This window comes from Streptomyces sp. SS8 (assembly GCF_054072955.1).
In genome coordinates this window covers 181,087-207,769 of sequence record NZ_JBSVCZ010000003.1, presented here as the reverse complement: position 1 = coordinate 207,769, position 26,683 = coordinate 181,087, and the positions used below count along the sequence as shown (strand labels likewise).

Here is a 26,683-nt window from a genome sequence, read left to right as displayed (position 1 = left end):
CGGGCCGGGCTGCCGGGTGTCAGTCGAACCAGCGGTCGCGGGCCAGTTCGGCGGCCCGGGAGGGGTCCTCCAGCAGGGCGGCGGCCTCGAAGCGGCGCGGCCACTGGCCGGCCGCCCAGGCCAGGCCGGCCGCGACGCCCTCGACGGTGGCGGCGTGGAGGGTGCCGTCGGGGGTGAGCCGCCAGTCCAGTTCCACGCCGGCGAGGACGAGTTCGTCGTGCTCGACGTAGGTGGCCGGGGCGCCGGGCAGCAGGACGCGTACCGCGTCGGGCACCTCGCGCACCTCGCCCGCTCCGGCATCCGGGGCGGGCAGCCCCTCGCCGACGGCCTCGCTGAGGCGGCGTACGTCGAGGACGGCGGCCAGTGCGGCGGCCAGGGCCGGGCGTACCGGCAGCAGGGGGCGGCCGGTGGCCAGGGGCAGCAGGTCGGGGGCGTCGGCGACCAGCGCGTCGGCGGCGTCCACCAGGCGTACCTCGCCGTCGGCCACGGCGCGCAGTTCGTCCGGCAGTGTGACCTCGTCCGGGTCGAGTTCGGCCAGCAGGTTGTAAAGGCCGTGGAGCTGGGCGGGGGTGACGGGCAGGCCGGGGTCGGCGAGGCGGCCCAGGAGTTCGGAGGCGCCGCCGGGTTCGTCCAGCAGGGCGGCGGCGGAGGTGCGGATGCCCAGGGCGCGCAGCACCTGCTCGTCCAGGCCCGAGGTGGCGGCGGGGGCCTCCTCGTACAGGCCGGCCAGCAGCGGGTCGCCGCCGGCCGCGCGCAGTCCGGCGGGGCGGCGGCCGTCCAGGACGGGGTGGCCGCGCAGCCACCAGGCGGTGTAGGGGCGGACGGTCTCGACCGTGCCGTCGGGCAGCAGGACGCGTACCGGGGTGGTGAGCGCGTCGCGCAGCGGGGGACGGGAGAGCATCCGCAGGGCCTGCGGCCAGCGGTCGTCGTCGACGAGGTCCAGGTCGCGTACGGCGAGCAGTTCGGAGACCACCGGCGGTACGGGCGTCTCGGGCAGGGTGTCGAGGACGTCCTCGCACCACACGTCGACGGCGTCCAGCAGGCCGGCGTCGTCGGGCTCGGGGAAGTCGGTGTCGCGGGGCTCGAGTTCGTCCGGGTCCAGGACGAGGTCGGTGGCGCGTACCAGGGCGAAGTCGGCGAGCACGCCGGCCGCGGCGAGGGTCTCCTCGCCCCACTTCTCGGCCAGTTCGGCGTCGCAGGCGGGCAGTTCGCCCTCGCGGATGACGCGTTCGAAGGCGCTGCCGGGGAAGACCAGCTCGGCGGCCGGGGCGAGTTCGCCGTCCTCGTCGGGGAGGGCGAGGGCGCCCAGCCAGGGCTCGTCGCCGGGCGAGAGGCGTGCGTCGCGGACGAGGGCGAGGACGGTGTCGGCCAGTTCCTCGGCGTCCAGGGGGCCGCCGTCCTCCTCCTCGTCGCCGTACCAGCTCTCCTCGGCCTCCAGCGAGGCGGCGACGGCCGCCCGTACCTGCGGGGTGGTGAGCACCGCGCGGGGTGTGGCCGGGGTGGCGCCCAGCTTCTCCAGCAGCGGGTGGGCGGCGTCGGGGTGGGCGACCTTCAGGCCGAGGCGGGTCAGCGAGCCGGCACCCGTGGTGTCGGGCAGGGGCAGCAGCACCCGGCGCGGTCCGATGGTGGTGCGGCCGTCGGCGAGGGGGACGGGCAGGCCGGTGAGCCGGTCGGGGTCGGTGCCGGCGAGGGAGTCGTACAGCCTGCGCCACCAGGACGGGTCCCGTTCCACGCCGGCCAGCCGGTCGATCAGCTCGCCCAGCGGCGCCCGGGGGACGCCGAGGGTGCGCAGCTCGGTGCGGCGCTCCAGTCCGGCCGGCAGCAGGGCGGGGAACAGCTCGGCCAGGACGGCGACCGTGTCGGCCCCGGCGCCTTCGGCGATCTCGGCGTCGGCGGGGCGCAGTGCGTGGGGCTCGCCGCTGTCGTCATCGGTGGCGGCGCTCGCCAGGAAGGGGGTGCGCCGCAGGCGTTCCAGGACCAGGCGGCGCAGTTCGCCGTCGAGTTCGGCCCTGCCCAGCGGGCCGGGCACGAGGTCGAGGGTGCCGGTGGTGACCGGCCGCCAGTCGCGCAGCAGGGTGGCGTAGACGTCGGCGGCGCGCTCCAGCAGGAAGTCGGCCAGCGGTCCGGGGGCGATGTGGCGGCGGGTGGGGTCCAGCGGGAAGGAGGCGATGAGCAGGGCGGGCAGGCCGATCGGCTCGTCGGTGGGGGTGGGGGCGTGGACGACGGGCACGGTGCGGGCGGGGGCGGGGGCGCCGTCGGCGTCGACGGGTACGGCCCAGGTGACCGACCAGTACGGCCGCCGCCGCTCCTCGACGGGGCGGTCGGCGAGCAGGGTGGGGTCGGTGCGTCCGGCGTCGGCGGCCACGCGCCAGCGGGTGGCGCCCCCGCCCCCGGCTGCGCCGCTGTCCTCGACCACGACGTAGGCGCCGTCCTGGCGGCGGGTGAGCGTGCGCACCCCGCCGTCGGCCTCGATGACGACCTCGGTCAGGCCGGGGAGGGTGAGCAGCAGGGCGTCGTCGACCGCGGTGAGCAGCCGGGCGGCCAGTTCCTCGGCCGCGCCGTCGCGCAGCGGCAGCACCACGGCCGTGTCGTAGCCCTGGGGGGCGGTGCCCTGGGCGGGCATCGGCAGGCGCAGCAGCGGTACGTGGCCCTCGCGGCGGCGCAGCTCACCGGCGAGGCCGGGGTTGCCCTCGGCGGCCTCGGCGGCCATCTCGCGGGCCTCGGCCAGCGACCAGCGGGCGCCGCCGGTGCGGCAGACGATGGCGGGTTCGTCGCTGACGGCAAGGACGGCGGCGAAGCCGACGCCGAAGCGGCCGACGGGGCCCGCCTGGGGTCCGCCCGGCGCCTCCGGTGCGCCCGGCGTCCCGTCGTCGCGCTTGGCGGAGGCGCGCAGGGTGGACAGGGACTCCACGCCTGCCGCGTCCAGGGGCGCCCCGGTGTTGGCGGCCACCAGCACCTTGCCGCGCAGGGTGAGCCGCAGCCGTCCGGGGACGCCGGCGCGGGCGGCGGCGTCGGCGGCGTTCTGGGCCAGCTCGACCACCAGCCGGTCGCGGTAGCCGCCGAGGGCCAGGTCCTCCTCGGCGTTGGCGTCCTCGCGGAAGCGCGCGGGGGACGCCGTCCAGGCGTCGAGTACGCCGCGCCGCAGCCGGGCGGTGTCGAAGGGATCCGCTCCGTCGTCCGCGCCCTGCACCAGCACCGTACCGCTCACGTGTCCGTCTCCTCCGTCAGGTCCGCCGCGGGACGAGCCCGATTGCCTGTCCGCGGGCGACGGTACTGCGTCCGGTGTGCCCGGTGCGCGCCGGGCCGCCGGTCGCGCGGGTCGGCCGCCCGTCCGCGACCGGGGAAGGGGCGATTCCGGGCATTGGGGTATACAGGGAGGAAAGGGAACCACGTCTCGGTCCACGGTCCCGTCCGGCGGGAGCGTGACGGACAGGAGGGCCCGATGGGTACGAGGGTCACGACCGCTGTACGGACTTCCGGCGGAAGCCCGGTCTCCGGGGCGGGTGCGTGATGCGCAGCCGCTTCGAGCCCGACCGGCGCCTGACCGCGCGCATGGTGCTCACGATGTTCCTGCTCGGGCTGCTGTACGTGGGGTTCGTCGCCGCGCTGATCGCGCTGCTGGACTCCCTCGTGCTGGTCGTCGTCATCGCCGCCGTCCTGCTGGGCGCGCAGTTCTGGTTCTCCGACCGGATCGCCCTGTACGCCATGCGCGGCCGTCTGGTCACCCCGGAGGAGGAGCCGCGGCTGCACGGGGTGGTCGACCGGTTGTGCGCCACCGCGGACATGCCGAAGCCGCGGGTCGCCGTGTCCGGCATGGACCTGCCCAACGCGTTCGCCACCGGCCGCGACGCGGACCACGCCGTGGTCTGCGTGACCACCGGGCTGACGCGGCGCCTGGAGACCGAGGAGCTGGAGGGCGTCATCGCCCACGAGCTGTCCCACGTCGCCCACCGCGACGTGGCGGTGATCACCATCGCCTCGTTCCTGGGGGTGCTGGCCGGGCTGGTCGTCCGCTTCGCCTTCTACTCCCAGCTGTTCGGCGGGGGCCGCCGGGACCAGAACACCGCCGCCGTGTTCGCGATGGTCATGCTGGTCTCCGCGGTCGTGTACGCCCTCAGCTTCCTGCTGATCCGGGCGCTGTCGCGCTACCGCGAGCTGGCCGCCGACCGCGCGGCGGCCATGCTCACCGGGAAACCCTCCGCCCTGGCCTCGGCGCTGACCAAGGTCAGCGGGGACATCGCCCGGATCCCCACCCGGGACCTGCGCACGGCCCAGGCGTTCAACGCGTTCTTCTTCACCCCCGCCCTCGGGCCCGGCAGCGCGGTGGCCGGGCTGTTCTCCACCCACCCCAGCCTGGACCGCCGCCTGGAGGCGCTGGCGGAGATCTCCGAGCGGCTGGGCGGCGAGTGACCCCGAGCACCGGATCCGGGAAGGAGTCGCCGTGGGTCTGCTGGACGTCCTGTTCGGCCGGAGCAAGCCGGCCCGGCCCGACCTCGACCGCCTCTTCGCCCTGCCCTCGGCGGCGATCACCCTCCAGGCCGCCACGGGCCTGGCCCCCACCGGAGCGGGTTCGGTGTGCTTCGCGAGCGTCGAGGGCGGCGCCTTCACCCGGATCCGGCAGGAGGTGGAGGCCCTGCTGGGCGCGGACTCCGGGCGCGGGGGCGGGACGGTGGAGTTCAGCGAGGACGGCTACGGGTACTCCTGGCTGCTCTCGCGCCGCGCCCCCGAGGAGCTGCCCTCCCTGGTCAACGACCTGCACGCGGTGAACACCACGTTGCAGGGCAGCGGGTTCGGCCCGCAGCTGCTGTGCTCGCTGGTCGCCTTCCGCTCCCCCGGCCGGCAGCCCCTCGCGCTGGTCTACCTCTACAAGCGCGGCACCTTCTACCCCTTCGCCCCGCTGCCCGGCCAGAAGCGTGACAACCCGCTGGAGCTCCAGGTCAGGGCGGCTCTCCAGGGCGACCTGAACATCGAGCCGGACCTGGGCCGCTGGTTCCCGCTCTGGGGCGCCCCGGGCCTGTGAGCCCGCGACGGCGGCCGGGCGGCGGCGGTGCGGCTCCCGGCCCACTCACCCGATCGCATGAACTTGTCTAGAGGGACTGGACTTATTTTGTCTACCCTGACTAGACGTACACTGTGAAGTACAGGGATCTGGTCGGCAAGATCAGGAAAGCGGCCAGGGCGAGAGGGCTCGCCTTCGAGATGCACAGGCAGAAAGGCAGCCATCAGTACTGGACGTGCGGCTCGACGCCCGTCGTCATCCCGAAGCACAGCGAGGTCAACGAGATAACGGCAGAGCAGATCTGCAAGAGGCTTGAGGCGGAACTCGGAGAAGGTTGGTGGCGATGAGCGCTTACCGCGTGACAGCACGCCGCGCCGGTGACTGGTGGGCTCTGGAGATCCCCGATCTGCCTGGCGTCTTCAGCCAGGCCAAACGGCTGGACAGGGCCGACGAAGCGGCTCGCGAGGCGATCGCGGCCATGCTGGACATCGAGCCGGAAGAGATCGAGGTCACCGTCGAGCCCGAACTCCCGGAGGAGGCCCGGCGGGTACTGGCGCAGGCTGAGGACGCCAGGCGGGCCGCGCGGGAGGCCGCGGACGCCGAGCGGGAGGCCATGCGGCACGCCGCCGCGGTCCTGACCCGCGATCTGAGCCAGCGGGACGCCGGCCGGGTGATGGGGGTGTCGTTCCAGCGGGTGTCGCAGCTGCTCGGTTCGGGGTCCGCGGCCCACCGGACGAGCCGGAGGGAGAAGCCCCGCACCGGACGCCGGGTCCAGCGCTGACCGGGCCTCGGCGGGGCCGGGACAACCGGCCCCGCGGCGGGCCGGAGCCCGCTACGCCTCCGGGTCGTCCGCGCCGCCGTCCGCGTCCCCGTCCTCGCCGTCGGCCCGCACGCCTTTGCCCAGGGGCATCTCGTCCACCTTCGTCTCGTCGATCACCGGCGCCGGCGGGCGCGGCGTCTTCGGCATGACGGCCGCCTCGGAGTGGCCGCCGCAGCCGAAAGCGAGGGAGACCACGCGGCCGTCCGCCGGGGAGAACTCGTTGGCGCACACCCCGAAGGCCTGGCGCAGCGAGCCCGCCATCGGCACCAGGAAGCCGCAGCTCATGCAGGAGGCGGGGGCCGCCTGCGCCATGGGCGTCCTGGGGCCGAACTCCTCCTCCCAGCGGTCGGCGGCCTCGTGCAGGCCCTGACGGGACAGGACCCGGGGGCGGCCCATGCCGATCTCCTCGGCGACCGCCGCGATGCTGCCGCGCGCCGGGGCGCCGGGAAGCTCGCCGGGCTCGCTGGTGACGACGTCGGCATCCTCGGCCTCGGCCGGGCCCCCGGCGCCGGCCTCCTCCCAGGCCGACTCCACGACCGCCGCGTGCGGGGAGGGTTCGCCGCCGCCGGTGTAGCCGGGCTCCAGGCGCGGGTCGTCGGCCTCGGTGGGCAGCAGGTCGCCGGGGCCGAGGTCGCCGGGGCGCAGGCGCTCGCTCCAGGGCACCCATTCGGGGGCGAGCAGCGCGTCGGGGCCGGGCAGCAGCACCGTCTCGTCGACGGTCACCACCCGTGCCCGCGAGGCCCGCGCGACGGTGGCGGCCCAGCGCCAGCCGCGGTAGCCCGGTTCCAGGCACTCGAAGTAGTGCGTGACGACGCGGTCCCCGTCGGCGACGGCACCCAGATGGTCGCCGGTCCGGCCGGGGAACGCGGCCTCCTGTGCCGCCTCCCGAGCCAGTTCAACCGCCTCGGCGCACAGGCGATCAGGGGTACGGCCTCGCATCGCAGCACTCACAAGAATCGATTCTCTCCTACGCCGTTTCGCGAGTGCGCCTACCGTACGCCCAGGTCAGACGGGTGAGGACGGAGCGGACCGGGGGACCGCTGCGACGTCCGGACCCAGGCTTTCACACCGGGCGGAGCGCACCATCCCCCCACGCTACCCCACGCGCGCACACCGCCGGCCGTCGCACCTTCAACCAAACCTTCAGCCGAAGGAGCCGGGCTAGGCGGCGAGCGGTGGGGCACACTGACGACGTGGCTGCCTTGAGGACGTCCCAGCACGACGAGGGGCGATTCCGACGCACGGCGCGGGCGATCGTCCGCGCCGTACACACGCCTCCCCGCGCACTGGGCAGGCGCATCCGCAAGGCCACCCACGCCCAGGGCGCCGGCGAGTCCGGGCTGGGCAAGCTCATCGAACTGCACGCGGTGAACTCCGCGGGCGACATGATGATCACCGTCGCCCTGGCGTCCACGATCTTCTTCTCCGTCCCCACCGGCGAGGCGCGCGGGCGCGTCGCCCTCTACCTGGCCGTCACCCTGGCCCCCTTCGCGCTGCTCGCGCCGGTCATCGGGCCGCTGCTGGACCGCATCCCGCACGGCCGCCGCGCCGCGATGGCCGGGTCGATGCTGGGCCGGGCGCTGCTGGCGCTGAGCATGGCCGGGGCGGTGGCCACCGGCAGCCTGGAGCTGTATCCGGCGGCGCTGGGTGTGCTGGTGGCCTCCAAGGCCTACGGGGTGGTGAGATCGGCGGTCGTGCCCCGGCTGCTGCCGCACCGGATCTCGCTGGTGAAGGCGAACTCGCGGGTGACGCTCGCCGGGCTGCTGGCCACCGGCGCGGCGGCCCCGGTCGGGGCCGCGCTGCACAGTCTGGGGCCTTCCTGGCCGCTGTACGGGGCGTTCACCGTCTTCGTCATCGGCACCTTCCTGTCCTTCTCGCTGCCCCACAAGGTGGACTCCGCCAAGGGCGAGCGGCGGGCCCTGCTGACCGCCTACGAGGCCGCGCACAGCCGGGACGGCGACGGCGGCACCGATGCCGGCGGGGGCGCGGCCGGGGAGAGCGGAGCCGGGGGCGGCGCGGGGAAGAACGCCAACGGGAACGGCAAGCCCCGGCGGCCCGGTCTGCGCACCGTGGGCGCCTCCGTGTTCAACGCCCTGCTCGCCAACTCCTCCCTGCGCGCCCTGTCCGGCTTCCTCACCTTCTTCCTCGCCTTCATGCTGCGCGAGCACCCCCTGGCCGGCCTGGACCCCGTGGTCTCGCTGGGTGTGGTGGCCGTGGCGGCGGGCGGCGGCAACGCGCTGGGCACGGCGCTGGGCGCCTGGCTGCGCGACCGCGTACCGGAGGTGATCATCGCCTCGGTGCTGGCGCTGGCCCTGACCGCCACCGTGGTGGCGGCGGTGCTGTACGGCACGGTCACCGTGCCCGTCGTCGCGGCCGTCGCCGGGCTGGCGCAGGCGCTGGGCAAGCTGTCGCTGGACGCGCTGATCCAGCGGGACGTGCCGGAGCTGGTGCGCACCTCCGCCTTCGCCCGCTCCGAGACGCTGATGCAGATGTCGTGGGTGGCCGGCGGCGCCGCCGGGATCGCGCTGCCGCTGATCGGGCCGGTCGGCATGGGAGTGGCCGGGGTGATCGTGGCGGTGGGCGCGCTCGCCACCGTCCGCCCCCTGTTGTCGGCCGCGCGGCACGGCACGCCCCACCCGCGCGTCGCCTGAGCGGAACCGCCGGGTAGCCTGCGTGCTATGACCCACACGATCTCCCGGGGCAAGGGCAGCCGCACCATCCGCACTGCCGTAGCCATCGGTGCGGCCACCCTCGGGCTCGTCGCCCTCTCCGCCTGCGAGAAGCCGACTCCCCGAGCGACCGTGACCGTCGGTTCCGACAGCGTCTCCACGGAAGCCGCCTGCTACGAGGACAACGGCAAGATCTCGCAGGACAAGGTGCTCTCCTGCGCCAAGGAGGACACCGACACCTCCATCACCGTCGGCCAGGGCGACCTGCTGCGCATCGGCGTGGACCCCGAGATCGGCGAGGAAGGCTGGGTGCTGTTCCTCAACGGCCAGCCCGCGGTGACGGACCGGATCACCAAGACCTACCGCAGCTTCTCCGGCGACGCCTTCTTCCAGAACGGCGGTGGCCAGCAGGGCGGCGAGGCGCGGTCGGTGCAGCTGAGCATCGTCGAGTACGACGGCAGCAACTACCGGGGCGTGTGGAACTTCGAGCTCGAGCGCGAGAGCGAAGACTGAGCCCCGCAGCGCCCCGCCGCACCGCGCCGTCCCGCCGCACCGCGCCGTCCCACCGCACCGCCGTGCCCGCGGCAGGGGCCGCGCCGGTCCTGGTCGTCACGGCGGTGCCCGCCGAGCGTGACGCGGTGGCGGCCGCCTGCGCCCCGGCCGGCATCGATGTACTGGCCGCCGGAGCCGGGCCCGCCGCCGCGGCGGCCCGTACCGCCGTGGCGCTGGAGCGCGGCGCGGCACGGGGCCGCCCGTACGGCCTGGTGGTCTCGGCGGGCATCGGCGGCGGCTTCGCCCCGCTGGCCCCGGTCGGCTCGGTGGCCCTCGCCTCCGAGATCGTCGCCGCGGACCTGGGCGCCGAGACCCCGGCCGGGCCCGAGCCCTTCGCCTCGGTGGCCGAGCTGGGCTTCGGCACCAGCGTCCACCTGCCGCCCGAGGCGCTGTCACGGGCCGCCGCCGAGGCGGCGGGCGCGGCCCTGGGCCCGGTGCTGACGGTCTCCACCGCCACCGGCACCGCAGAGCGGGCCGCGCTGCTGGCGCGCCGGCACCCGGGAGCGCTGGCCGAGGCGATGGAGGGCTTCGGGGTCGCGGAGGCGGCCGCGGCCTGCGGCGGGGTACCCGTACTGGAGGTCCGCGCCGTCTCCAACGCGGTGGGCCCGCGCGACCGCGCCGCCTGGCGGTTCGCGGAGGCGCTGGACGCCCTGACCGCGGCCTTCGGCAGGATCGTGCCCGTACTCGACGGTTGGAGTGACCTTGACCGGCACCGGCAATGACAGCACCGGGCGGCCGCTGCGGATCGCCTACTCCCCCTGCCCCAACGACACCTTCGTCTTCCACGCCTGGGCGCACGGCCTGGTGCCGGGCGCGCCGGAGCTGGACGTGACGTTCGCCGACATCGACGTCACCAACGGGATGGCCGAGCGCGGCGAGCTGGACGTGCTGAAGGTCTCCTACGCCGTCCTGCCGTGGGTGCTGGACGAGTACGCGCTGCTGCCGTGCGGCGGCGCGCTGGGGCGCGGCTGCGGCCCGCTGGTGCTCACCCGCGAGCCGGGTGCGGAGGCGGATCTGGGCGGCGCGACGGTGGCGGTGCCGGGCGAGCGCTCCACGGCGTACCTGCTGTTCCGGCTGTGGGCGGCCGAGCGGGTGCCCGGCGGGGTCGGGAAGATCGCCGTGCTGCCCTTCCACGAGATCATGCCCGCCGTGCGCGACGGCCGGGTGGACGCCGGGCTGGTCATCCACGAGGCCCGCTTCACCTACCAGGACTACGGCCTGCACCGGCTCGCCGACATGGGCGAGTACTGGGAGGGCACCACCGGGCTGCCGATCCCGCTGGGCGCGATCATCGCCAGGCGCTCGCTGGGCGCGCCGGTGCTGCGGGCGCTGGCCGGGGCGGCCCGCACCTCGGTGCGGATGGCGTGGGAGGACCCCCAGGCGTCACGGCCCTACGTGCTGGAGCACGCACAGGAGATGGACCCCTCGGTCGCGGACCGGCACATCGGGCTGTACGTCAACGAGTTCACCGCCGGTCTCGGCGAGAGCGGCTACGCGGCGGTGCGCGGGCTGCTCACGCGCGCCGCGGCCGAGGAGCTGGTGCCGCCCCTGGGCCCCGGCGCGCTGGACTTCGTGTAGTTCGTGCGGGCGGTGGCGCCGGCCGGGCCCGCACTGGGCGCGCGGCCGGGCGCCCGGTCAGACGTCGAGCTGGTCGGCCACGACGCGGAGCATGCCGGCGATCTTGTGGCCGTGCTGGCGGTCGGGGTAGCGGCCCCGCTCCAGCTGCTGCGCGACCCCGTCCAGCAAGGTGGTGAGGTCCTGCACGATCGACGCCAGCTCGTCCGGCCCGCGGCGCTGGGCGGCGGCCACGGAGGGGGCCGGGTCCAGCAGGGTGACGGAGAGGGCCTGGTCGCCGCGCTGGCCCGCGACGACCCCGAACTCGACGCGCTGGCCGGGCCGCAGCGTGGTCACCCCGGACGGGAGCACCGACGAGTGCACGAAGACGTCACCGCCGTCGTCGCGGGAGAGGAAGCCGAAACCCTTCTCACTGTTGAACCACTTGACCTTGCCGGTAGGCACGTCTGTCCTCGTCCTCGTAATTCGTCCGGATGCCCGGGCTACGACCTGTCGGGAAAACAACGACTTCTTGAAAGGCAACGGTTCCGCACAAGACCGCGGCGGGCCGCATGACCCGCCGTCACCAAGACTAATGATCCGCTCCCCGGTGACAAGACGCCCCGGGCCGCCTCCCCCGTGTCCCGCGCGTGTCTTCACACGGAACTACCCTGTCCTGGTGACCAGTGAAACGTCCCGCGCGGGAGATCTGCTCGTCCGCATCGGCGCCGTCGTCTTCGTCGTCGGCGCGGTGGCCACTCTCGCGACCATCACGCCCCTGTTCCTCGGCTCCGACCCGCTGCCCACGGCCGCGTACCTCGTCAGCATGCTGATGGGCGTCGGCTTCGCCGTCGCCGGCGCCGGGGTACTGCGGTCGATCGCCGTGCAGCGCCGCGAGGCGCGCGAGGCGGCCCGCCGGTAGCGCCTGAGGGGTCCTGGCCGCCGCGTACGCCGCCAGCCAGGCGGGGAAGGCCGTCAGGTCCTCCAGCACCACATCGGCCCCCGCCTGCCGCAGCTCCGCCGCGCCGCACGGGCCCGTCGGCACCGCCACCGACAGGGCCCCGGCCGCCCGCGCCCCGCGCACGTCGCCCAGGTGGTCCCCGACGTAGACGCCGGCGCCGTGCTCGACCAGCGCCTGTGCCTTGGCCTCCGCCCACAGCCATCCGATCACCGCGTCCGGCTCGATGCCCAGGTGGTCGAGGTGGAGCCTGGCGCTGGGCTCGTGCTTGGCGGTGACCACGATCGCCGTGCCGCCCGCCCGCCGGACCGCCTCCACCGCCTCCCGGGCCCCGGGCATGGGCAGGGCCGGCTCGATGGCGTGGCTCACGTACAGCTCGCGGTAGCGGACGGCGGCCTCGTCGATCGCCTCCTCGTCGAACCAGTGTGCCAGCTCGACCTCCAGCGGCGGCCCGAGGCGGGTGACGGCCAGGTCGGCGTCGATGTGGACGCCGGTCTCGGCGGCGAGGGCCAGATAGGTCGCCCGGATGCCGGGGCGCGAGTCGATCAGCGTCATGTCCAGGTCGAAGCCGACCGTCACCGCGGGAGATGCCATACCCCACATTGTGCACTCCGTGACATGGTTGGTTAGGCTCGCCTAACCTTGGCTGGCCGGTTCTGCGGCTTCCGTGACGCGAAGCCGGTCCTGTCCCGTCCTGTCCCCGGCTCCCGTCCGCCCGCACCCCGTCCGAGGTCGCAGATGCCCGTCGCCCCAGCACCCGCCGCGCCCGGCCGGCCGGTGGCCGGCCCGCGTCGCGCGCGGACGGCCCGCCGGCTGGGCGCGGTGGGTGCGGTCACGGCCGCCCTCGCCCTGGCCGTGCTGCTGAGCCTGGCCGTCGGCAGCCGCGCCATCGCGCCGGACGCGGTGTACGAGGCGCTGGTGCACGGCGGCGACGGCCCCGCCGCCCAGGTGGTGCGGACCATGCGCGCCCCGCGCACCCTGCTGGCGGTGCTGGTCGGCGCCGCGCTCGGGCTGGCCGGCTGCGTGATGCAGGGCCTGACCCGCAACCCCATCGCCGAACCCGGCATCCTCGGCGTCAGCCAGGGCGCGGCACTGGGTGTCGTACTGGCCATCGCCTTCGCCGGGGTGCACACGCTCTCCGGATACGTCTGGTTCGCCTTCGCCGGCGCGGGCGTCGCGGGGGCGGCCGTCTACGCGGTCGCCGCCCGGGGCCGCGAGGGGGCCACGCCGGTGCGCCTGGCACTGGCCGGGGCCGCCGTCAACGCGCTGCTGTACTCGGTGGTGGCGGGGGTGCTGACGACGCGGGCCGCGGCCCTGGACGAGTTCCGCTTCTGGCAGGTCGGCTCGGTCGCCGGGCGCGATGCGGAGGTGATCGGGCAGGTGTGGCCGTTCCTGGCGACGGGCGCGCTGCTGGTGATGGCCGTCGCGCGCGGTCTGGACGCCCTGGCGCTGGGCGAGGACATGGCCAGGGGCCTGGGGCAGAACACCGCGGCCGTACGGATCACCGGCGGCCTCGGGGCCACCGTCCTGACCGGCGCCGGGGTCGCCGCCGCCGGGCCCATCGCCTTCGTCGGCCTGGCCGTCCCCCACCTGGCCCGCGCCCTCGTCGGCTCCGACCACCGCTGGCTGCTGCCCGCGGCCGCGCTGCTGGGCCCGGTGGTGCTGCTGGTGGCGGACGTGGCCGGGCGGATCGTGGTGCCGCCGGGCGAGGTGCCGGCGGGCGTGATGACGGCACTGATCGGCGTGCCCTTCCTGGTGGCGCTGGTGCGCGGCCGGGCCGGGAAGGCGGTGGGGCCGTGACCGCGCCCGGCGCCGTGAGCGAGACGCCCCGCGAGGCACCGGGCCGCGAGCTGCCCCGCGAGACACCCGTAAGGCCCCCGGGGTACGGCCTGGTGCGCCGCGGGCGCGCCTCGTTCCTGCTCCACCGCCGCTCGGCCGCGGTCACGGCCGGCCTCGCCACCGCGCTGGCCGCGGCCGTCGTCGCTTCCCTCTGCCTCGGCGAGACCGCCACCGCGCCCACCGAGGTGGTGCGGGTACTGCTGGGCCTGCCGTCCCCGGACGAACTGGTCGTGGGCACGCTGCGGCTGCCGCGCGTGGTCCTCGGGCTGATGGTGGGCGCCGCGCTCGGGGTGGCGGGCGGGCTGATCCAGACCGTCGCCCGCAACCCCCTGGCCAGCCCGGAGATCATCGGCGTCACCCACGGCGCGGCCGCCGTGACCGTCGGCGCGATGACCTTCGGCCTGACCTCGTACGCCCTGCTGCCCTACCTCTCCGTGGCGGGCGGGATGCTCGCCGCCGCGCTGGTCTACGTCTTCGCCTGGCGGCGCGGCCTGAGCGCGGCCCGCTTCGTCCTGATCGGCCTGGGCTTCTCCGTCGCGCTGCGCTCGCTCACCCAGCTGTTCATGACCAAGGGCGACTTCCTCGCCGCCCAGCAGGCCCAGGTGTGGCTGACCGGCTCCCTCAACGGGCGCGGCTGGGAGCAGGCCGGGCCCCTGGGCTGGGCGCTGCTGGCCGTGCTGCCCGCCGTGCTGTGGTGCGCCCGCGCCCAGCGGCAGGCGGCCCTCGACGACGACACCGCCACCGCCCTGGGGGTGCGGCTGGGCCGCGTCCGGCTGGGGCTGGCGGCCACCGGCGTCGTCCTGGCCTCGGTGGCCACCGGGGCGGCCGGGCCGGTGGACTTCGTGGCGCTGCTCTCCCCGCAGATCGCCCGCCGCCTGACGCGCACCGCTCAGATCCCGCTGCTCGCCACGGCCCTGCTGGGCGCCTTCATCGTCACCCTCGGCGACCTGCTGGCCCGCAGGCTCCTGGCGCCGGTGGAGCTGCCGGTCGGAGTGCTGACGGCGGCGATCGGGGCGCCCTACCTCGTCTGGCTGATCGCCCGCGGACGCACCGGAGGAAGACCATGACGGACACCACCACCGCGTCCACGGCGGCCGGCGGGCCGGACAGGCCGACCGGGCCCGGCGCGCCCGCGAGCCGGCTGGCGGCCCGCGGCCTGACCCTCGCCTACGACAGCCGCACGGTCGTCGACGGCCTCGACCTCGACGTGCCCGACGGCCGCGTCACCGTCGTCGTCGGCCCCAACGCGTGCGGCAAGTCCACCCTGCTGCGGGCGCTGGGCCGGCTGCTGCGGCCCCGGCACGGCGCCGTGCTGCTGGACGGCCGGGAGCTGGACCGCGTGCCCACCCGCGCGGTCGCCCGCTCCCTCGGGCTGCTCCCCCAGGCGCCGGTCGCCCCCGAGGCGATCACCGTCGGCGACCTCGTCGCCCGGGGCCGCCAGCCCCACCAGCGCTGGTGGCAGCAGTGGTCGGAGGCCGACGAGCGGGCCGTCACCGACGCCATGGACAGCACCGGCGTCACCGAACTGGCCGACCGGGCCGTGGACGAGCTGTCGGGCGGCCAGCGGCAGCGCGTGTGGATCGCCATGGCGCTCGCCCAGGAGACCGAGCTGCTGCTGCTCGACGAGCCGACCACGTACCTCGACATCGCCCACCAGGTGGAGGTCCTCGACCTGGTGCGGCGGCTCAACCGGGAGCGGGGCCGCACGGTCGTGATGGTCCTGCACGACCTCAACCAGGCCGCCCGCTACGCCGACCACCTCGTCGCGATGCGCGGGGGCCGGATCGTCGCGCAGGGGCCGCCGGGCCGGGCCGTCACCGCCGGTCTGGTCCGCGAGGTCTTCGGCCTGGAGGCCGTGGTGGTGCCCGACCCGGTGACGGGCGGCCCACTCGTCGTTCCGGGCGCCCCCGGTGCGCCCGCTCCCGTTGCTCCCGGCACCCCCGGTTCCGTCCCCGTCAGTTTCCGAAAGGCTTCCCCGTGACCCTCACCCGCCGCCGTACGACCGCCGCCGGCGCCACCGCGCTGGCCTCCGTCCTCGCCCTCGCCCTGTCCGCCTGCGGCGGGGAGGGCAGCGCCGCCTCCGGGGAGACCCGGACGGTGATGACCGCCCACGGGGAGGTGGAGGTCCCCGCCGAGCCCGAGCGCGTGGTCGTCCTCGACACCGCCGAGCTGGACTCGGCCATCACCCTGGGCGTCAAGCCCGTCGGCTCCACCCGCTCCGACGTGGCCTCCGGCTTCCTGAAGTACCTGCCCGAGGAGAAGGTCGAGGGCATCGAGAACGTCGGCAACATCGCCGCGCCCAACCTGGAGAGGATCGCGGCGCTCAAGCCGGACCTGATCCTGGGCAGCGACATCCGCGACAAGGACCGCTACGACGAGCTGTCGAAGATCGCCCCGACCGTCTTCACCGAGACCACCGGCGCGCCCTGGAAGCAGAACTTCCTGGTCCACGCCAACGCCCTCAACCGGCAGGACGAGGCGGAGAAGGTCATCGACGCCTACGAGGCGAAGGCGGCCGAGGTCACCGAGGCGCTCGGCGGCCCGGAGAAGGCCCGGGAGCTGACGGTGAGCGTCGTCCGCTTCGTCGAGGGCGCCGACACCCGCGTCTACGGCAGGCAGAACTACATCGGCTCCATCCTCGCCGACATCGGTGTGAGCCGCCCGGCCATCGCCGACAAGGCCCCCGACGGCTTCTCGGTCGACGTCAGCCCGGAGAAGGTCGACCAGGGCGACGCGGACGTCGTCCTCTACACCTCCTACGGCGACCCGGCGAAGTCCGGCGAGGACAAGGCCGTCGGCGGCGCGCTGTGGAAGGGCATGGAGGCGGTGGAGAACGGCCGCGCCCACCGCGTGGACGACGAGACCTGGATCCAGGGCATCGGCTACACGGCCGCCGACACGATCCTGGAGGAGATGAAGGAGCTGCTGCCCAAGGGCTCCGGCACCTCCGAGGGCTGATCTCCGGCCCCGTCCGCCGGGCCCGGGCGGCCGCCGGCCGTGCGTCGGTGTGCCCCGCCCGGCCGGCGCACGGGCCTCTCCTTCGGACCTCAGGTCTCAGACAGCCGTCGACAGGTAGTGGATCCCGATGGCACCGAAGGCCAGGCCGACGCCGATCGGCACCAGGCCGAGGGCATACACACCCCTGGACGGTATCTCGCCGTTCACCACCGCTGCCGCCCTGCCCCGCGGGTCGTAGCGGACCTCGGCGGTCTCCCCTATGCGGACGGGTATGACCGGGCGGGCGCCGGTCGACGCGAGGTGCCGCTCGCCGTCCTCGTCCTCATAGGCGACGATGCTGGACACCCAGCCGCCCGATGTCCAGCGCATGTTCACGCACTCGCCCACCGTGCGAACGCCGGCCCTCCCCCTGGCGAACCTGCCGTTCCGCACAAGCGGCACCAGGAGTCTCACGCCCAGAAAACCGAGACCGGCACTCAGCAGGGTGAAAAGAAGGCCCAGGAACTCCTCCAACGCTTCTCCCCCGTCCTCCCCCCGTCCTCTTCTCTTCGCTATCCTCTCGGCCGCCGGGCCCGCCACAGCAGGTAGAGGGCGCTGGCGACGGCCGCAGTGCGCAGCGCCCAGGGCCAGGAGGCGGTGATCGCCTCGCCCAGCGCGCCCTCGGCTATCGGCTCCCCCCAGCGGCCCTCGGTGCGGCCCCACAGCCACACCAGCCCGGCGGCCGCGACCGTACCGGGCACGACCGTCACCGCCCACTTGGCCTCCTGGCGGCTCAGCCGGGGCGACCACCATGCGGCCAGCCAGCCCAGGCCCAGCGGGATCAGCGAGCCCATCACCGCGCCCGCCACCAGCAGTGCGGCGGCCGCCAGCTCCACGGCGCCGCCCACACGCGGCACACGGGCCGTACGCGGGGCGCCGCCCGCCGCCTTCGCGGTGCGCGGGCGCAGCGGGCGCGGCAGGCGGTTCCGCCCGGGCGCGGCCGGGGTCTCGTCCACCGCGTCGGCGTCGGCGGCCTGCGCGGCCTCCGCCTTCCGCCGCGCCGCCTCCCTCTCCTTGTCCGGGTCCGGCGGCTGCTCGAGCACCTCCGGCAGCTCGATCCCGCCGTCGAAGCCGCCGACCGGCCGCCGGCCGCCCGGCGCGTACCGGGGGGCGCCCGGTCCTCCGCTCCACCAGTCGGGGTCGCTCTCCCCGGGGCCCAGTTCGTGGGCGGGTGCGAGATGGGGCGGCGAGGCGGCGGTCGACCGCTCCGGCGGTTTCGGTGACTTCGGCTGCTTCGGCGACTTCGATGGTTTCGGCCGCTTCGGCTGCTTCCGCAGCGGGTCGCCGCCGTCCGCCGCCGGCCCGCCCTCCGGGGCCTCCCGCGCCGCCCTGCGCCCCACGAACCTGCGCTCCGCCGGCCGGGGCTCCACGGACCGGGGCTCCACTGGCCGGGGCTCCGCCGGCCCGTGCTCCCTGGGCTGCGGCACGGAGACGCCCGTGCCCGCGACCACGTCCTCCGGCCGCCCGATCCCGTCCAGGATCCGGCGCACCCCGGCCGCGGTGTGCGCGCCGCCCGCCTCGGCGCGGCGCCGCTCGATGTCGGCGCGCACCCCGGCCACCAGACGCGCCCGCTCGGCGGCCGTCATGGCCGTGCCGTGCGCCAGATCCCCGATCCGGCTCAGATAGTCGAAGACCAGCTGTTCGCTCTCGATCCCCACCCGACACCTCAGCGGCTACTGGTCCCTGGCATCCGTACGCCACGACCGTACCCGCACCGTCCGCGCGCGGAACCGGTTGTCCACAGGCTGCCGGTACCGTTGTACGGATGACGACAGAGCCCGAAGCGCGGCGCCGAGCGGCTCCCCGCACGCTCGCCGACGAGCTGCGCTCCCGCCCCGACGACGAGCTCGCCGCCCTGCTGCGGTCGCGCCCGGACCTGCTCTCGCCCGTCCCCGGCGACCTCTCCCAGCTCGCCACCCGCGCGGGCGCCCGCACCTCGGTGCTGCGGGCGCTGGAGCGGCTGGACCGCTTCGCCCTCCAGACCGCCGAGGCGCTGGCCGTGGCACCCGACCCCTGCTCCTACGGGGAGCTGGCCGCCCTGCTGCCGGGCGGCGAGGACGAGCTGCCGCGCGCGCTGGGCCTGCTGCGCGCGCGGGCGATCGTGTGGGGCGGCGACGACCGGCTGCGGCTGGTGCGCACCGCCCGCGAACTGCTCGCCCCGTCCGCGTCGAGGCCCTCCCCCACCGGTCTGGGCCCGTCCCTGACCGAGGCCACCGCGGGGATGTCGCCCGGCCGCCTCCAGGAGATCCTGACCGCCGCCGGGCTGCCCACCACCCACGACCCGGTGAGCGCGCTGGAGTCCCTGGCCTCGCTCTTCGGCGACCGGGAGCGGATGGACGCCCTGCTGGGACAGGCGCCCGAGGAGGCGCGGGCCATGCTCGCCAAGCTGGTGTGGGGTCCGCCCTACGGCGAGGTCTCCGAGGTCCCCTCCGCGCCGGTCCGCTGGCTGCTGGACCGCGCCCTGCTGCTGCCGGCCGCGCCCCGCACGGTCGTACTGCCCCGGGAGGTGGCCCTGCACCTGCGCGGCGGCCGCGCCCACCGCGGCCTGGAGCCGCTGCCGCCGCCCGTCGGCCCGGGCCGGGCCCTTGCGCCGGCGGTGGCGGACTCCGCCGGGGCGGGCCAGGCGCTGGCGGCGCTCGCGGCCGTCGAGGAGCTGCTGGAACTGTGGAGCACGGAGGCCGGCGCGCCGCCGGTGCTGCGCGCGGGCGGCCTGGGGGTGCGGGACCTCAAGCGCACCGCCGTCGCGCTCGACGTGTCCGAGCCGGTCGCCGCCTTCTGGATCGAGCTGGCCTACGCCGCCGGGCTGCTGGCCTCCGACGGCGAGGAGGGCGAGCGGTACGCGCCCACCCCCGCCTACGACGCATGGCTGGAGGAGCCGCCCGAGCGGCGCTGGACGCACCTGGCCCGCGCCTGGCTGGCGGCAACCCGGCTGGCCGGGCTGGTCGGCGGGCGCGACGCCCGCAGCCGGACGCTCGGCGCGCTCGGCCCCGGTCTGGACCGCGGTCCCGCGCCCGAGCTGCGCCGCCGCGCCCTGGGCCTGCTGGCCGCCGAGCCGGCGGGGACGGCCCCGGAGGCCGACGCGGTGGCCGCCCGGCTGGACTGGGAGTGCCCGCTGCGCGGCGGTGCGGAGCTGCGCGGCCGGATCGTGCGGTGGACGCTGACGGAGGCGGAGCTGCTGGGCGTGACCGGGCGCGGCGCGCTCACCTCGTACGCGCGCCCCCTGCTGGACGAGCACGCCGCCGACCCGGACGCCACCGATCCCGAGACAGCCGCCCAGGACACCGCCGCCGCGGCCCTCCTGGCCCCACTCCTGCCCGAGCCACTGGACCACGTCCTGCTCCAGGCCGACCTGACGGCCGTGGCGCCGGGGCCGCTGCGCCGCCATCTGGCCGAGACGCTGAACACCCTGGCCGACATCGAGTCCAAGGGCGGCGCGACGGTCTACCGCTTCACCCCCGATTCGGTGCGCCGCGCCCTCGACGCGGGCCACGATGCCGGTGACCTGCACTCCTTCCTGGCCACCCACTCCCGCACGCCCGTCCCGCAGCCGCTGGCATACCTGATCGACGACGTGGCGCGACGGCACGGGCGGCTGCGGGTGGGCGCGGCCGGCTCCTACGTCCGCTGCGACGACGACACGCTGCTCGCCGAGATCGCCGCCGACCGCCGCGCCGCCCCCCTGGGGCTGCGGCTGCTGGCGCCGACGGTGCTGGCCTCCCAGGCGGACCCGGCCACCCTGCTGGAGCGGCTGCGCGCCATGGGGTACGCGCCGGCCGCCGAGTCTGCCGGGGGCGATGTGGTGGTCCACCGCGCCGACGCCCTGCGCACCCCGCCGCGCACCGCGCCCGAGCCGGTGCCGGACGGCCCGCCCAGTCCCGGCGCCCCGCTGCTGGCCGCCGCCGTACGCGCCATCCGCTCGGGGGACGTGGCGGCCGGCGGGGCACCGCCCCGGCCCCGCCGCCCGGTCCCGGCCGCTCCCGGCGGCCCGCCGCCGCGCACGCCCGCCGCCGACACCCTGGCCGTCCTGCGCGCCGCCGCCCGGCACGGGACGGCGGTGCGGATCGGCCATGTGGACGCCGACGGCACCGCCGGTGAGCGCGTCGTCGAGCCCGTCCGCGTCGAGGGCGGCTTCGTCACGGCGTACGACCACACCGCCGAGGAGGTCCGCACCTACCCGCTGCACCGCGTCACGGGCGCGGCGGACGTGGGGACTCCGGACGGCCCGGCGGGGACGGCGGGCCGGGCGTGACCCGCCGCCGCGTTCACCGCCGCGCGGCCTTCCGCGCCGCCTTCGCGCCGTTGGTGGCCGCCACCGCCCCGGCGATCGCCGCCCAGGCCCCGGCGAGCGCGGCGACCGCCCCGGCCGTCGCCGCCACCCTGCCCGCCCACTTCACATAGCCGTCCATACCGCAGCCCTCCGCACGCCGTGTCCACCCGAGCCGTATCGCGTTCACGACCGGCAGCGTAGGCGCCGGGACCCCTCCCCCGCACGGGCCGGGCGGCCCCGGCGGAGAGCCGAAGGGCCCCGCCGGGGCCGGTCACACCGGGCACGCCGGTACGCGCCCGGAAAAAGTAGACTCTTCCATTCGGCGTGTGCGCCCGTCACACGACGATCCGATCGCTGGAGGTGCGTGTGTCCTGCCTGATCGTCCAGAGCGACAAGACCCTGCTGCTGGAGGTCGACCACGAGCAGGCCGACGACTGCCGCCGCGCCATCGCGCCCTTCGCCGAGCTGGAGCGGGCCCCCGAGCACATCCACACCTACCGGCTCACCCCGCTGGGACTGTGGAACGCCCGCGCCGCCGGGCACGACGCCGAGCAGGTCGTCGACGCCCTGGTCACCCACTCCCGCTACCCGGTGCCGCACGCGCTGCTGGTGGACGTGGCCGAGACGATGGACCGCTACGGCCGGCTGCGGCTGCTCAAGCACCCCACCCACGGGCTGGTCCTGGAGTCCTCCGACCGGCCGGTGCTGGAGGAGATCCTGCGTTCCAAGCGGATCCAGCCGCTGGTCGGAACCCGTATCGACCCCGACACCGTCGCCGTCCACCCCTCCGAGCGCGGCCAGATCAAGCAGGCGCTGCTCAAGCTCGGCTGGCCCGCCGAGGACCTGGCCGGCTATGTGGACGGCGAGGCGCACCCGATCGAGCTGACCGAGGACGGCTGGGCGCTGCGCCCCTACCAGAAGCAGGCCGTGGAGAACTTCTGGCACGGCGGCTCCGGCGTCGTCGTGCTGCCCTGCGGCGCGGGCAAGACGCTGGTGGGCGCGGGCGCGATGGCCACGGCGAAGGCCACCACGCTGATCCTGGTGACCAACACCGTCTCGGCCCGGCAGTGGAAGAGCGAGCTGGTGCGGCGCACCTCGCTGACGGAGAGCGAGGTCGGCGAGTACAGCGGTGCGAAGAAGGAGATCCGCCCCGTCACCATCGCCACCTACCAGGTGCTGACGACGAAGCGGAAGGGCGTCTACCCGCACCTGGAGCTGTTCGACTCCCGCGACTGGGGCCTGATCGTCTACGACGAGGTGCACCTGCTGCCGGCCCCGGTGTTCAAGTTCACCGCCGACCTCCAGGCCCGCCGCCGCATCGGCCTGACGGCCACGCTGGTGCGCGAGGACGGCCGCGAGTCCGACGTCTTCTCCCTCATCGGCCCCAAGCGCTTCGACGCCCCCTGGAAGGAGATCGAGGCGCAGGGCTACATCGCCCCGGCCGACTGCGTGGAGGTCCGCGTGGACCTCACCGAGTCCGAGCGGCTGGCGTACGCGACGGCCGAGTCGGACGAGAAGTACCGCTTCTGCTCCACCACGGCCTCCAAGCAGCGCGTCACCGAGGCGCTGGTGCGCCGTCACGCCGGACAGCAGACGCTCGTCATCGGCCAGTACATCGACCAGCTCGACGAGCTGGGCGAGCACCTGGACGCGCCCGTGATCAAGGGCGACACCGGCAACGCGCAGCGCGAGAAGCTGTTCGACGCCTTCCGCTCGGGCGAGCTGTCGGTGCTGGTGGTCTCCAAGGTCGCCAACTTCTCCATCGACCTGCCCGAGGCCACCGTCGCCATCCAGGTCTCGGGCACCTTCGGCTCCCGGCAGGAGGAGGCCCAGCGCCTGGGCCGCGTGCTGCGCCCGAAGGCGGACGGTCACGAGGCCCGGTTCTACTCGGTCGTCGCCCGCGACACCGTCGACCAGGACTTCGCGGCCCACCGCCAGCGCTTCCTGGCCGAGCAGGGCTACGCCTACCGCATCGTGGACGCCTCCGAGCTGCTGGCGGGCGACGAGGAGCCGGGCGGGGTCGGATAGCCTTCCGGTCCGCCATCGGACTCCGGGAGGTCGCGGATGCGTGAGCCGTACCCGCCGGCCGAACCGTACGACAGCGGCATGCTCGACGTCGGCGACGGCCACCGCGTGTACTGGGAGGTGTGCGGCAACCCGGACGGCAGACCCGCCGCCGTCGTCCACGGCGGGCCCGGTTCGGGGTGCGGGGAAGGGGCGCGCCGCCTCTTCGACCCCGAGCGGTACCGGGTGGTGCTGTTCGACCAGCGCGGCTGCGGCCGCAGCACCCCGCACGCCGGCGACCCGGCCGCCGGTCTGCGGCACAACACCACCTGGCATCTGGTCGCCGACATGGAGCGGCTGCGCGAGCACCTGGGCATCGACCGCTGGCTGCTGTACGGCGGCTCGTGGGGCTCCACACTGATCCTCGCCTACGCCCAGCGGCACCCGGAGCGGGTCTCGCACATCGTGATCGCCGGAGTCACCACCACCCGGCGCTCGGAGATCGACTGGCTCTACCGGGGCGTGGCCCGCTTCTTCCCCGGGGAGTGGGAACGCTTCCGCGCCGGGGCCGGGGCCGGGGCCGGGGCCAGCGCGCCGCGCGACGCGGCCACGCCCGAGCTGCTCGGGGCGTACGCGCGGCTGATGGAGCACCCCGACGCGACGGTGCGCGAGCGGGCCGCGGCCGACTGGTGCGCCTGGGAGGACGCCGTCCTGTCCGGCGAGACGGGCGGCGGCAGCGGTGGCGCGGGCGGCGCCGCGAGCCCTTACGGCGGCCGGCCCCCGGCCGCCAAACCGGCCCTGGTGCGCCTGTGCGCGCACTACTTCTCCCACGGCGCGTGGCTGGAGGAGGGCGCGCTGCTGCGCGGCGCGGGACGGCTGGCGGGAATCCCGGGGGTGCTGGTCCACGGCCGGGCCGATCTGAGCAGCCCGCTCGACACCGCGTGGGAGCTGGCCCGCGCCTGGCCGGACGCGGAGCTGACCGTCGTCGGTGCCGAGGGCCACCTCGGCGGCGCCGCCACCCGCGCCCGCGTCCTGGACGCGCTGGACCGCTTCGCGGCGCGGTGACGGCTTTGCCGGTGGCGATGGTGTCGGCGGTGACTCCCGCGGCGGTGTGAGGTGACGGACACTCCGTCCGAACCCTCCGCACGGCCCCGCTCACCGTGCCCATGATCGATTCATGGACACGGCAGAGCGGTACCGGCGGTTCGCGGAGCGGGAGGCCCGGGGGCACTCCCCGGGCTACGAGGAGCTGGCCGGGGCGATCGCCCGCGACGACCGTCTGACGGCCCTGATCGACCGGCTGCCCGAGCCGAAACGGCAGCCGAACCTGCTGCTGGGCGCGGCACGGTTCCTCGGCGGCCCCACCGGCGACCCCGCCGCGTTCCGCCCCTGGCTGCTCGACCACTGGGACGAGGTGCGGGCGGTCGTACTGGAGCGCCGCACCCAGACCAACGAGCCCGGCCGGTGCGCCGTGCTGCTGCCGCTGCTGGCTGCCCTGCCCCAGCCGCTGGCCCTGATCGAGGTCGGTGCCTCCGCCGGGCTTTGCCTGTACCCCGACCGCTACCGGTACTCCTACGACGACCGACCCTCGTTCGGCCCGGACGGCGGCCCGGTCACCCTGGACTGCCGCACGGCCGGTCCCGTACCGCTTCCCGCCCGGCCACCCACGGTCGCCTGGCGGGCCGGGACGGACCTCAACCCGCTCGACGTGAGCGACGACGGCGACGTCCGCTGGCTGGAGTGCCTGGTCTGGCCGGAGCAGACGCACCGGCTGCGGCGGCTGCGCGACGCCGTCCGCGTCGCCCGCGCCGAACCCCCGCACCTGGTCCGCGGGGACCTCGACGAGACCGTCCGCGATCTGGTCGCCTCGGCCCCGGCGGGCGCCGCGCCGGTGGTCTTCCACAGCGCGGTGCTGGCCTATCTGCCGCCCGGAGCGCGGGATGCCTTCGCCGAGACGATGCGCACCCTGCCCGCCCACTGGATCTCCAACGAGTCCCCCGGCGCCCTGCCCTCCGTCGCCGAACGCCTGCCCCGCCCGGCCCCCGCAGACCGCGCCTCGTTCGTCCTGGCCCTGGACGAACGCCCGGTGGCCTTCACGGGCCCGCACGGCCAGTCCCTGGAGTGGCTGGAAACCTGACCGGTCCGCCCTGCCCCCGCTACCTTTGCGGCGGACGACAGGAGAAGATCCCCATGGCCGACGCCGACTCACGCGGCCCCGCCGAGCGGACCCGCGCCCTACTGCGCGAGTGGAACGGCTACGACCCCACCGAGGACGAGGCGCGGCGTCTGGACGAGGAACTGGACAGACGCCTGGCACAGGCCATGGAACAGCCGGGAAGCGGCCCGGGGACCCCGTGAGCCGCGCGCTTCCCGTCCAGGGGCGCTACGTCGCGCGTGCCACGAACGACACGGACGTGTCGTCATCCTCGACGGACAGGTCCAGCCTGGCGTCGAGGGCCTGGGCCGGCGCGTGCAGCAGGGCGACGGTGGGCGTCACCGCCCCGCCTTCGATTCGCCCGGCCTCGGCTTCCGCCGTTCCTGCCCGGTGTGCGAGCTGCCCCTGCGTGAACCCGAGCGCGGTGCGGCGGTCGTACACGGCCTGCCCCGGCGCGATGGCCGCGCCGGCCTCGACGTAGGCGGGGTCGGCGCGGTGCTCGTCCGGAACCGGCCACCGTGTTCGGTATCCCCTGTGCACGGCCGCTCCTCTCATCCGTCCGTCCAACGCCGCGGGGAACGGAAAGGCCGCCGCGCGGGGCCGGGGCGTCATCGGGTGGGCCGGGGGCTCTCCCGTCGCAGGCGCCACGCCGCGTACGCCAGCAGGGCGAGCGCCAGGGGCGCGTACGGGGAGGCGAGCGGCTGCTGCCACCAGGGCAGGTGGAGGTCCAGGTCCCCGGAGTGGGGGACGAGCCAGTGCGTGCGGGCCGTGAAGAGCACGGCGACGGCGCCCGCGGCGTACAGCGGCCACCGGCGGGACGGCGACGCGGAGGCCGCCATGACGGCGAGCAGCGGCACGCACCACACCCAGTGGTGGGACCAGCTGATCGGCGAGACCAGCACCGCCGTGCCCGCGACGGCGAGCATCCCCCAGCTCTCCCGCCCGCGCAGATGGGCCCGGCGGGCCAGCCACAGCCCCAGCAGCCCGACGACGGCCGCGGGCACGGCCCACCACAGGCCGGGCTCGGGGGTGTGCAGGAGGCGGGCGGTCATGCCCTGGAGGGACTGGTTGTCGACGATCCACGCCTTGCCGACGCGGCCGGTCTCGAACATCCGCCGCGTCCAGAAGTCCACGCTCGCGCCCGGCAGGACGGCCGCGCCGAGCGCCGCCGTCCCCGCGAAGCCCGCCAGCGCCGTCAGCCCGGCCCGGACGCGTCCGGTCAGCAGCAGATGGACGGCGAAGATCGCGGGGGTGAGCTTGATCCCGGCCGCGACGCCGATGGCCAGGCCCTTGCCGCGGGCGCCGTCCGGGCGGCCGAGGTCCCACAGGACCAGGCAGGCCAGGGCGAGGTTGATCTGCCCGAAGACCATGGTCTGGAAGACCGGTTCCAGCCACAGGCCCACCGCCGTGGCGGCGATCAGCGGGGCGGGGGAGGTCCGCCGTCCGGCCAGGCGCAGGGAGAGGTGGACCAGCAGGGCGAGCAGGGCGACGTTGCCGGCCGCGAAGAGGACCTGGACGGCGGGCAGGGGCAGCAGGGCGGTGGGGACGAACAGCAGCGCGGCGAAGGGCGGGTAGGTGGCGGGCAGGTCCCACTCGGTGACGGTGAAGCCGTACAGGTCGCGCCCCTCCACGACCGCCCGGCCCTCGGCGCGGTAGACGAGCAGGTCCACCAGGAAGCTGGGCTGCGCCGCGCAGACCACCGCGAGCGCCGCGAGGGAGACCGTGAGCAGGGCGGTGGCCGCACGGGTACGGCGGTCACCGTACGCGCCGAGCGCGGCGCGTATCCGGGCTCTCGCGGTACGGCTGCCGCGTGCGGCGCGGTCCGGGCGATCGGCGCCGGTGCCGGTGTCGGGTGTGGGCGCAGCCGGC

26 protein-coding genes and 1 pseudogene are annotated in these 26,683 nt (G+C 75.6%); 18 read left to right on the top strand and 9 right to left on the bottom strand.

Annotated elements, in window-relative coordinates:
- Window positions 1-19: 19 nt before the first annotated feature.
- Entirely contained in the window at window positions 20-3,208 is a 3,189-nt protein-coding gene (locus ACW69E_RS04875) for a sacsin N-terminal ATP-binding-like domain-containing protein (protein WP_457496918.1), read from the bottom strand.
- A gap of 302 nt (window positions 3,209-3,510) precedes the next feature.
- On the opposite strand from ACW69E_RS04875, the gene htpX reads away from it, so the two are divergent.
- From htpX to ACW69E_RS04855, 4 genes are all read left to right on the top strand, one after another.
- Window positions 3,511-4,410 carry a zinc metalloprotease HtpX gene (htpX, locus tag ACW69E_RS04870; protein ID WP_457496917.1) on the top strand — a complete coding sequence of 300 codons (900 nt, stop codon included), beginning with the start codon at window positions 3,511-3,513 and terminating at the stop codon, window positions 4,408-4,410.
- Between the two features lie 31 nt (window positions 4,411-4,441).
- Window positions 4,442-5,020, top strand: a complete 579-nt coding sequence (gene pspAB / locus ACW69E_RS04865) for a PspA-associated protein PspAB (RefSeq protein WP_457496916.1) — start codon at window positions 4,442-4,444, stop codon at window positions 5,018-5,020.
- A 113-nt stretch (window positions 5,021-5,133) separates the two neighbouring features.
- On the top strand, window positions 5,134-5,346 hold the full coding sequence (locus ACW69E_RS04860) for a type II toxin-antitoxin system HicA family toxin (protein ID WP_093846940.1): 213 nt from the start codon (window positions 5,134-5,136) through the stop codon (window positions 5,344-5,346).
- A complete protein-coding gene (locus ACW69E_RS04855) occupies window positions 5,343-5,780 on the top strand; it encodes a type II toxin-antitoxin system HicB family antitoxin (RefSeq protein ID WP_457496915.1) in 438 nt (145 codons plus the stop codon). Before ACW69E_RS04860 ends, ACW69E_RS04855 begins: the two co-directional genes overlap by 4 nt.
- 51 nt (window positions 5,781-5,831) lie before the next feature.
- On the opposite strand, the gene ACW69E_RS04850 is transcribed toward ACW69E_RS04855, so the two are convergent.
- Window positions 5,832-6,758 (bottom strand): DUF3027 domain-containing protein, encoded by a 927-nt coding sequence (locus tag ACW69E_RS04850; protein WP_457496998.1) that lies wholly within the window; start codon window positions 6,756-6,758, stop codon window positions 5,832-5,834.
- A gap of 254 nt (window positions 6,759-7,012) precedes the next feature.
- On the opposite strand from ACW69E_RS04850, the gene ACW69E_RS04845 reads away from it, so the two are divergent.
- From ACW69E_RS04845 to ACW69E_RS04830, 4 genes are all read left to right on the top strand, one after another.
- A complete protein-coding gene (locus ACW69E_RS04845; RefSeq protein WP_457496914.1) occupies window positions 7,013-8,470 on the top strand; it encodes an MFS transporter in 1,458 nt (485 codons plus the stop codon).
- Window positions 8,471-8,497: 27 nt separating this feature from the next.
- Window positions 8,498-9,001: a DUF2771 domain-containing protein gene (locus ACW69E_RS04840; protein ID WP_457496913.1), complete on the top strand. Its 504-nt coding sequence runs from the start codon at window positions 8,498-8,500 to the stop codon at window positions 8,999-9,001.
- 62 nt (window positions 9,002-9,063) lie between these two features.
- A complete protein-coding gene (locus tag ACW69E_RS04835; protein WP_457496912.1) occupies window positions 9,064-9,762 on the top strand; it encodes a futalosine hydrolase in 699 nt (232 codons plus the stop codon).
- Complete coding sequence (locus ACW69E_RS04830) at window positions 9,743-10,618, top strand: 1,4-dihydroxy-6-naphthoate synthase (RefSeq protein ID WP_457496911.1); 876 nt, start codon at window positions 9,743-9,745, stop codon at window positions 10,616-10,618. The genes ACW69E_RS04835 and ACW69E_RS04830 overlap by 20 nt, the downstream gene beginning before the upstream one ends.
- A gap of 57 nt (window positions 10,619-10,675) precedes the next feature.
- On the opposite strand, the gene ACW69E_RS04825 is transcribed toward ACW69E_RS04830, so the two are convergent.
- Window positions 10,676-11,059, bottom strand: a complete 384-nt coding sequence (locus ACW69E_RS04825; RefSeq protein WP_457496910.1) for a cold-shock protein — start codon at window positions 11,057-11,059, stop codon at window positions 10,676-10,678.
- A 214-nt stretch (window positions 11,060-11,273) separates the two neighbouring features.
- Between ACW69E_RS04825 and ACW69E_RS04820 the strand changes: the two genes are divergently transcribed.
- Entirely contained in the window at window positions 11,274-11,516 is a 243-nt protein-coding gene (locus ACW69E_RS04820) for a hypothetical protein (RefSeq protein ID WP_093846952.1), read from the top strand.
- A 15-nt stretch (window positions 11,517-11,531) separates the two neighbouring features.
- On the opposite strand, the pseudogene ACW69E_RS04815 reads toward ACW69E_RS04820, so the two are convergent.
- Window positions 11,532-12,155: pseudogene (locus tag ACW69E_RS04815) on the bottom strand (HAD family hydrolase); the annotation flags it as partial.
- 135 nt (window positions 12,156-12,290) lie between these two features.
- Between ACW69E_RS04815 and ACW69E_RS04810 the strand changes: the two are divergent.
- The 4 genes from ACW69E_RS04810 to ACW69E_RS04795 are packed head-to-tail and all read left to right on the top strand — an operon-like array spanning window position 12,291 to window position 16,349.
- Window positions 12,291-13,352, top strand: a complete 1,062-nt coding sequence (locus ACW69E_RS04810) for a FecCD family ABC transporter permease (protein ID WP_457496909.1) — start codon at window positions 12,291-12,293, stop codon at window positions 13,350-13,352.
- 14 nt (window positions 13,353-13,366) lie between these two features.
- Window positions 13,367-14,458 (top strand): FecCD family ABC transporter permease, encoded by a 1,092-nt coding sequence (locus tag ACW69E_RS04805; protein ID WP_457496997.1) that lies wholly within the window; start codon window positions 13,367-13,369, stop codon window positions 14,456-14,458.
- Window positions 14,455-15,372 carry an ABC transporter ATP-binding protein gene (locus ACW69E_RS04800; RefSeq protein ID WP_457496908.1) on the top strand — a complete coding sequence of 306 codons (918 nt, stop codon included), beginning with the start codon at window positions 14,455-14,457 and terminating at the stop codon, window positions 15,370-15,372. The genes ACW69E_RS04805 and ACW69E_RS04800 overlap by 4 nt, the downstream gene beginning before the upstream one ends.
- Entirely contained in the window at window positions 15,369-16,349 is a 981-nt protein-coding gene (locus ACW69E_RS04795; RefSeq protein ID WP_457496907.1) for an ABC transporter substrate-binding protein, read from the top strand. The genes ACW69E_RS04800 and ACW69E_RS04795 overlap by 4 nt, the downstream gene beginning before the upstream one ends.
- 96 nt (window positions 16,350-16,445) lie before the next feature.
- Here the strand turns inward: ACW69E_RS04795 and ACW69E_RS04790 are convergent, their stop codons facing one another.
- Together ACW69E_RS04790 and ACW69E_RS04785 are read right to left on the bottom strand one after the other, a co-directional pair.
- Entirely contained in the window at window positions 16,446-16,718 is a 273-nt protein-coding gene (locus ACW69E_RS04790; protein ID WP_457496906.1) for a hypothetical protein, read from the bottom strand.
- Window positions 16,719-16,900: 182 nt separating this feature from the next.
- Window positions 16,901-18,046: a hypothetical protein gene (locus tag ACW69E_RS04785; RefSeq protein WP_457496905.1), complete on the bottom strand. Its 1,146-nt coding sequence runs from the start codon at window positions 18,044-18,046 to the stop codon at window positions 16,901-16,903.
- Between the two features lie 107 nt (window positions 18,047-18,153).
- Here ACW69E_RS04785 and ACW69E_RS04780 point away from each other — a divergent pair, with 107 nt between their 5' ends.
- Complete coding sequence (locus ACW69E_RS04780; protein WP_457496904.1) at window positions 18,154-20,637, top strand: helicase-associated domain-containing protein; 2,484 nt, start codon at window positions 18,154-18,156, stop codon at window positions 20,635-20,637.
- Between the two features lie 13 nt (window positions 20,638-20,650).
- Here ACW69E_RS04780 and ACW69E_RS04775 read toward each other — a convergent pair whose 3' ends face one another.
- Window positions 20,651-20,842 carry a hypothetical protein gene (locus ACW69E_RS04775; protein ID WP_206346880.1) on the bottom strand — a complete coding sequence of 64 codons (192 nt, stop codon included), beginning with the start codon at window positions 20,840-20,842 and terminating at the stop codon, window positions 20,651-20,653.
- Between the two features lie 179 nt (window positions 20,843-21,021).
- Between ACW69E_RS04775 and ACW69E_RS04770 the strand changes: the two genes are divergently transcribed.
- The 4 genes from ACW69E_RS04770 (at window position 21,022) to ACW69E_RS04755 (ending at window position 25,017) form a co-directional block, all read left to right on the top strand.
- Window positions 21,022-22,683: a DNA repair helicase XPB gene (locus ACW69E_RS04770; RefSeq protein WP_457496903.1), complete on the top strand. Its 1,662-nt coding sequence runs from the start codon at window positions 21,022-21,024 to the stop codon at window positions 22,681-22,683.
- Between the two features lie 36 nt (window positions 22,684-22,719).
- Window positions 22,720-23,724, top strand: a complete 1,005-nt coding sequence (pip, locus tag ACW69E_RS04765; RefSeq protein ID WP_457496902.1) for a prolyl aminopeptidase — start codon at window positions 22,720-22,722, stop codon at window positions 23,722-23,724.
- A gap of 112 nt (window positions 23,725-23,836) precedes the next feature.
- Window positions 23,837-24,796, top strand: coding sequence for a DUF2332 domain-containing protein (locus tag ACW69E_RS04760; RefSeq protein WP_457496901.1), 960 nt, complete (start codon window positions 23,837-23,839; stop codon window positions 24,794-24,796).
- Window positions 24,797-24,849: 53 nt separating this feature from the next.
- Entirely contained in the window at window positions 24,850-25,017 is a 168-nt protein-coding gene (locus ACW69E_RS04755) for a hypothetical protein (protein ID WP_457496900.1), read from the top strand.
- Between the two features lie 25 nt (window positions 25,018-25,042).
- On the opposite strand, the gene ACW69E_RS04750 is transcribed toward ACW69E_RS04755, so the two are convergent.
- On the bottom strand, window positions 25,043-25,354 hold the full coding sequence (locus tag ACW69E_RS04750; RefSeq protein WP_457496899.1) for a helix-turn-helix domain-containing protein: 312 nt from the start codon (window positions 25,352-25,354) through the stop codon (window positions 25,043-25,045).
- 68 nt (window positions 25,355-25,422) lie between these two features.
- On the bottom strand, window positions 25,423-26,544 hold the full coding sequence (locus ACW69E_RS04745) for a glycosyltransferase 87 family protein (RefSeq protein WP_457496996.1): 1,122 nt from the start codon (window positions 26,542-26,544) through the stop codon (window positions 25,423-25,425).
- Window positions 26,545-26,683: the final 139 nt, after the last annotated feature.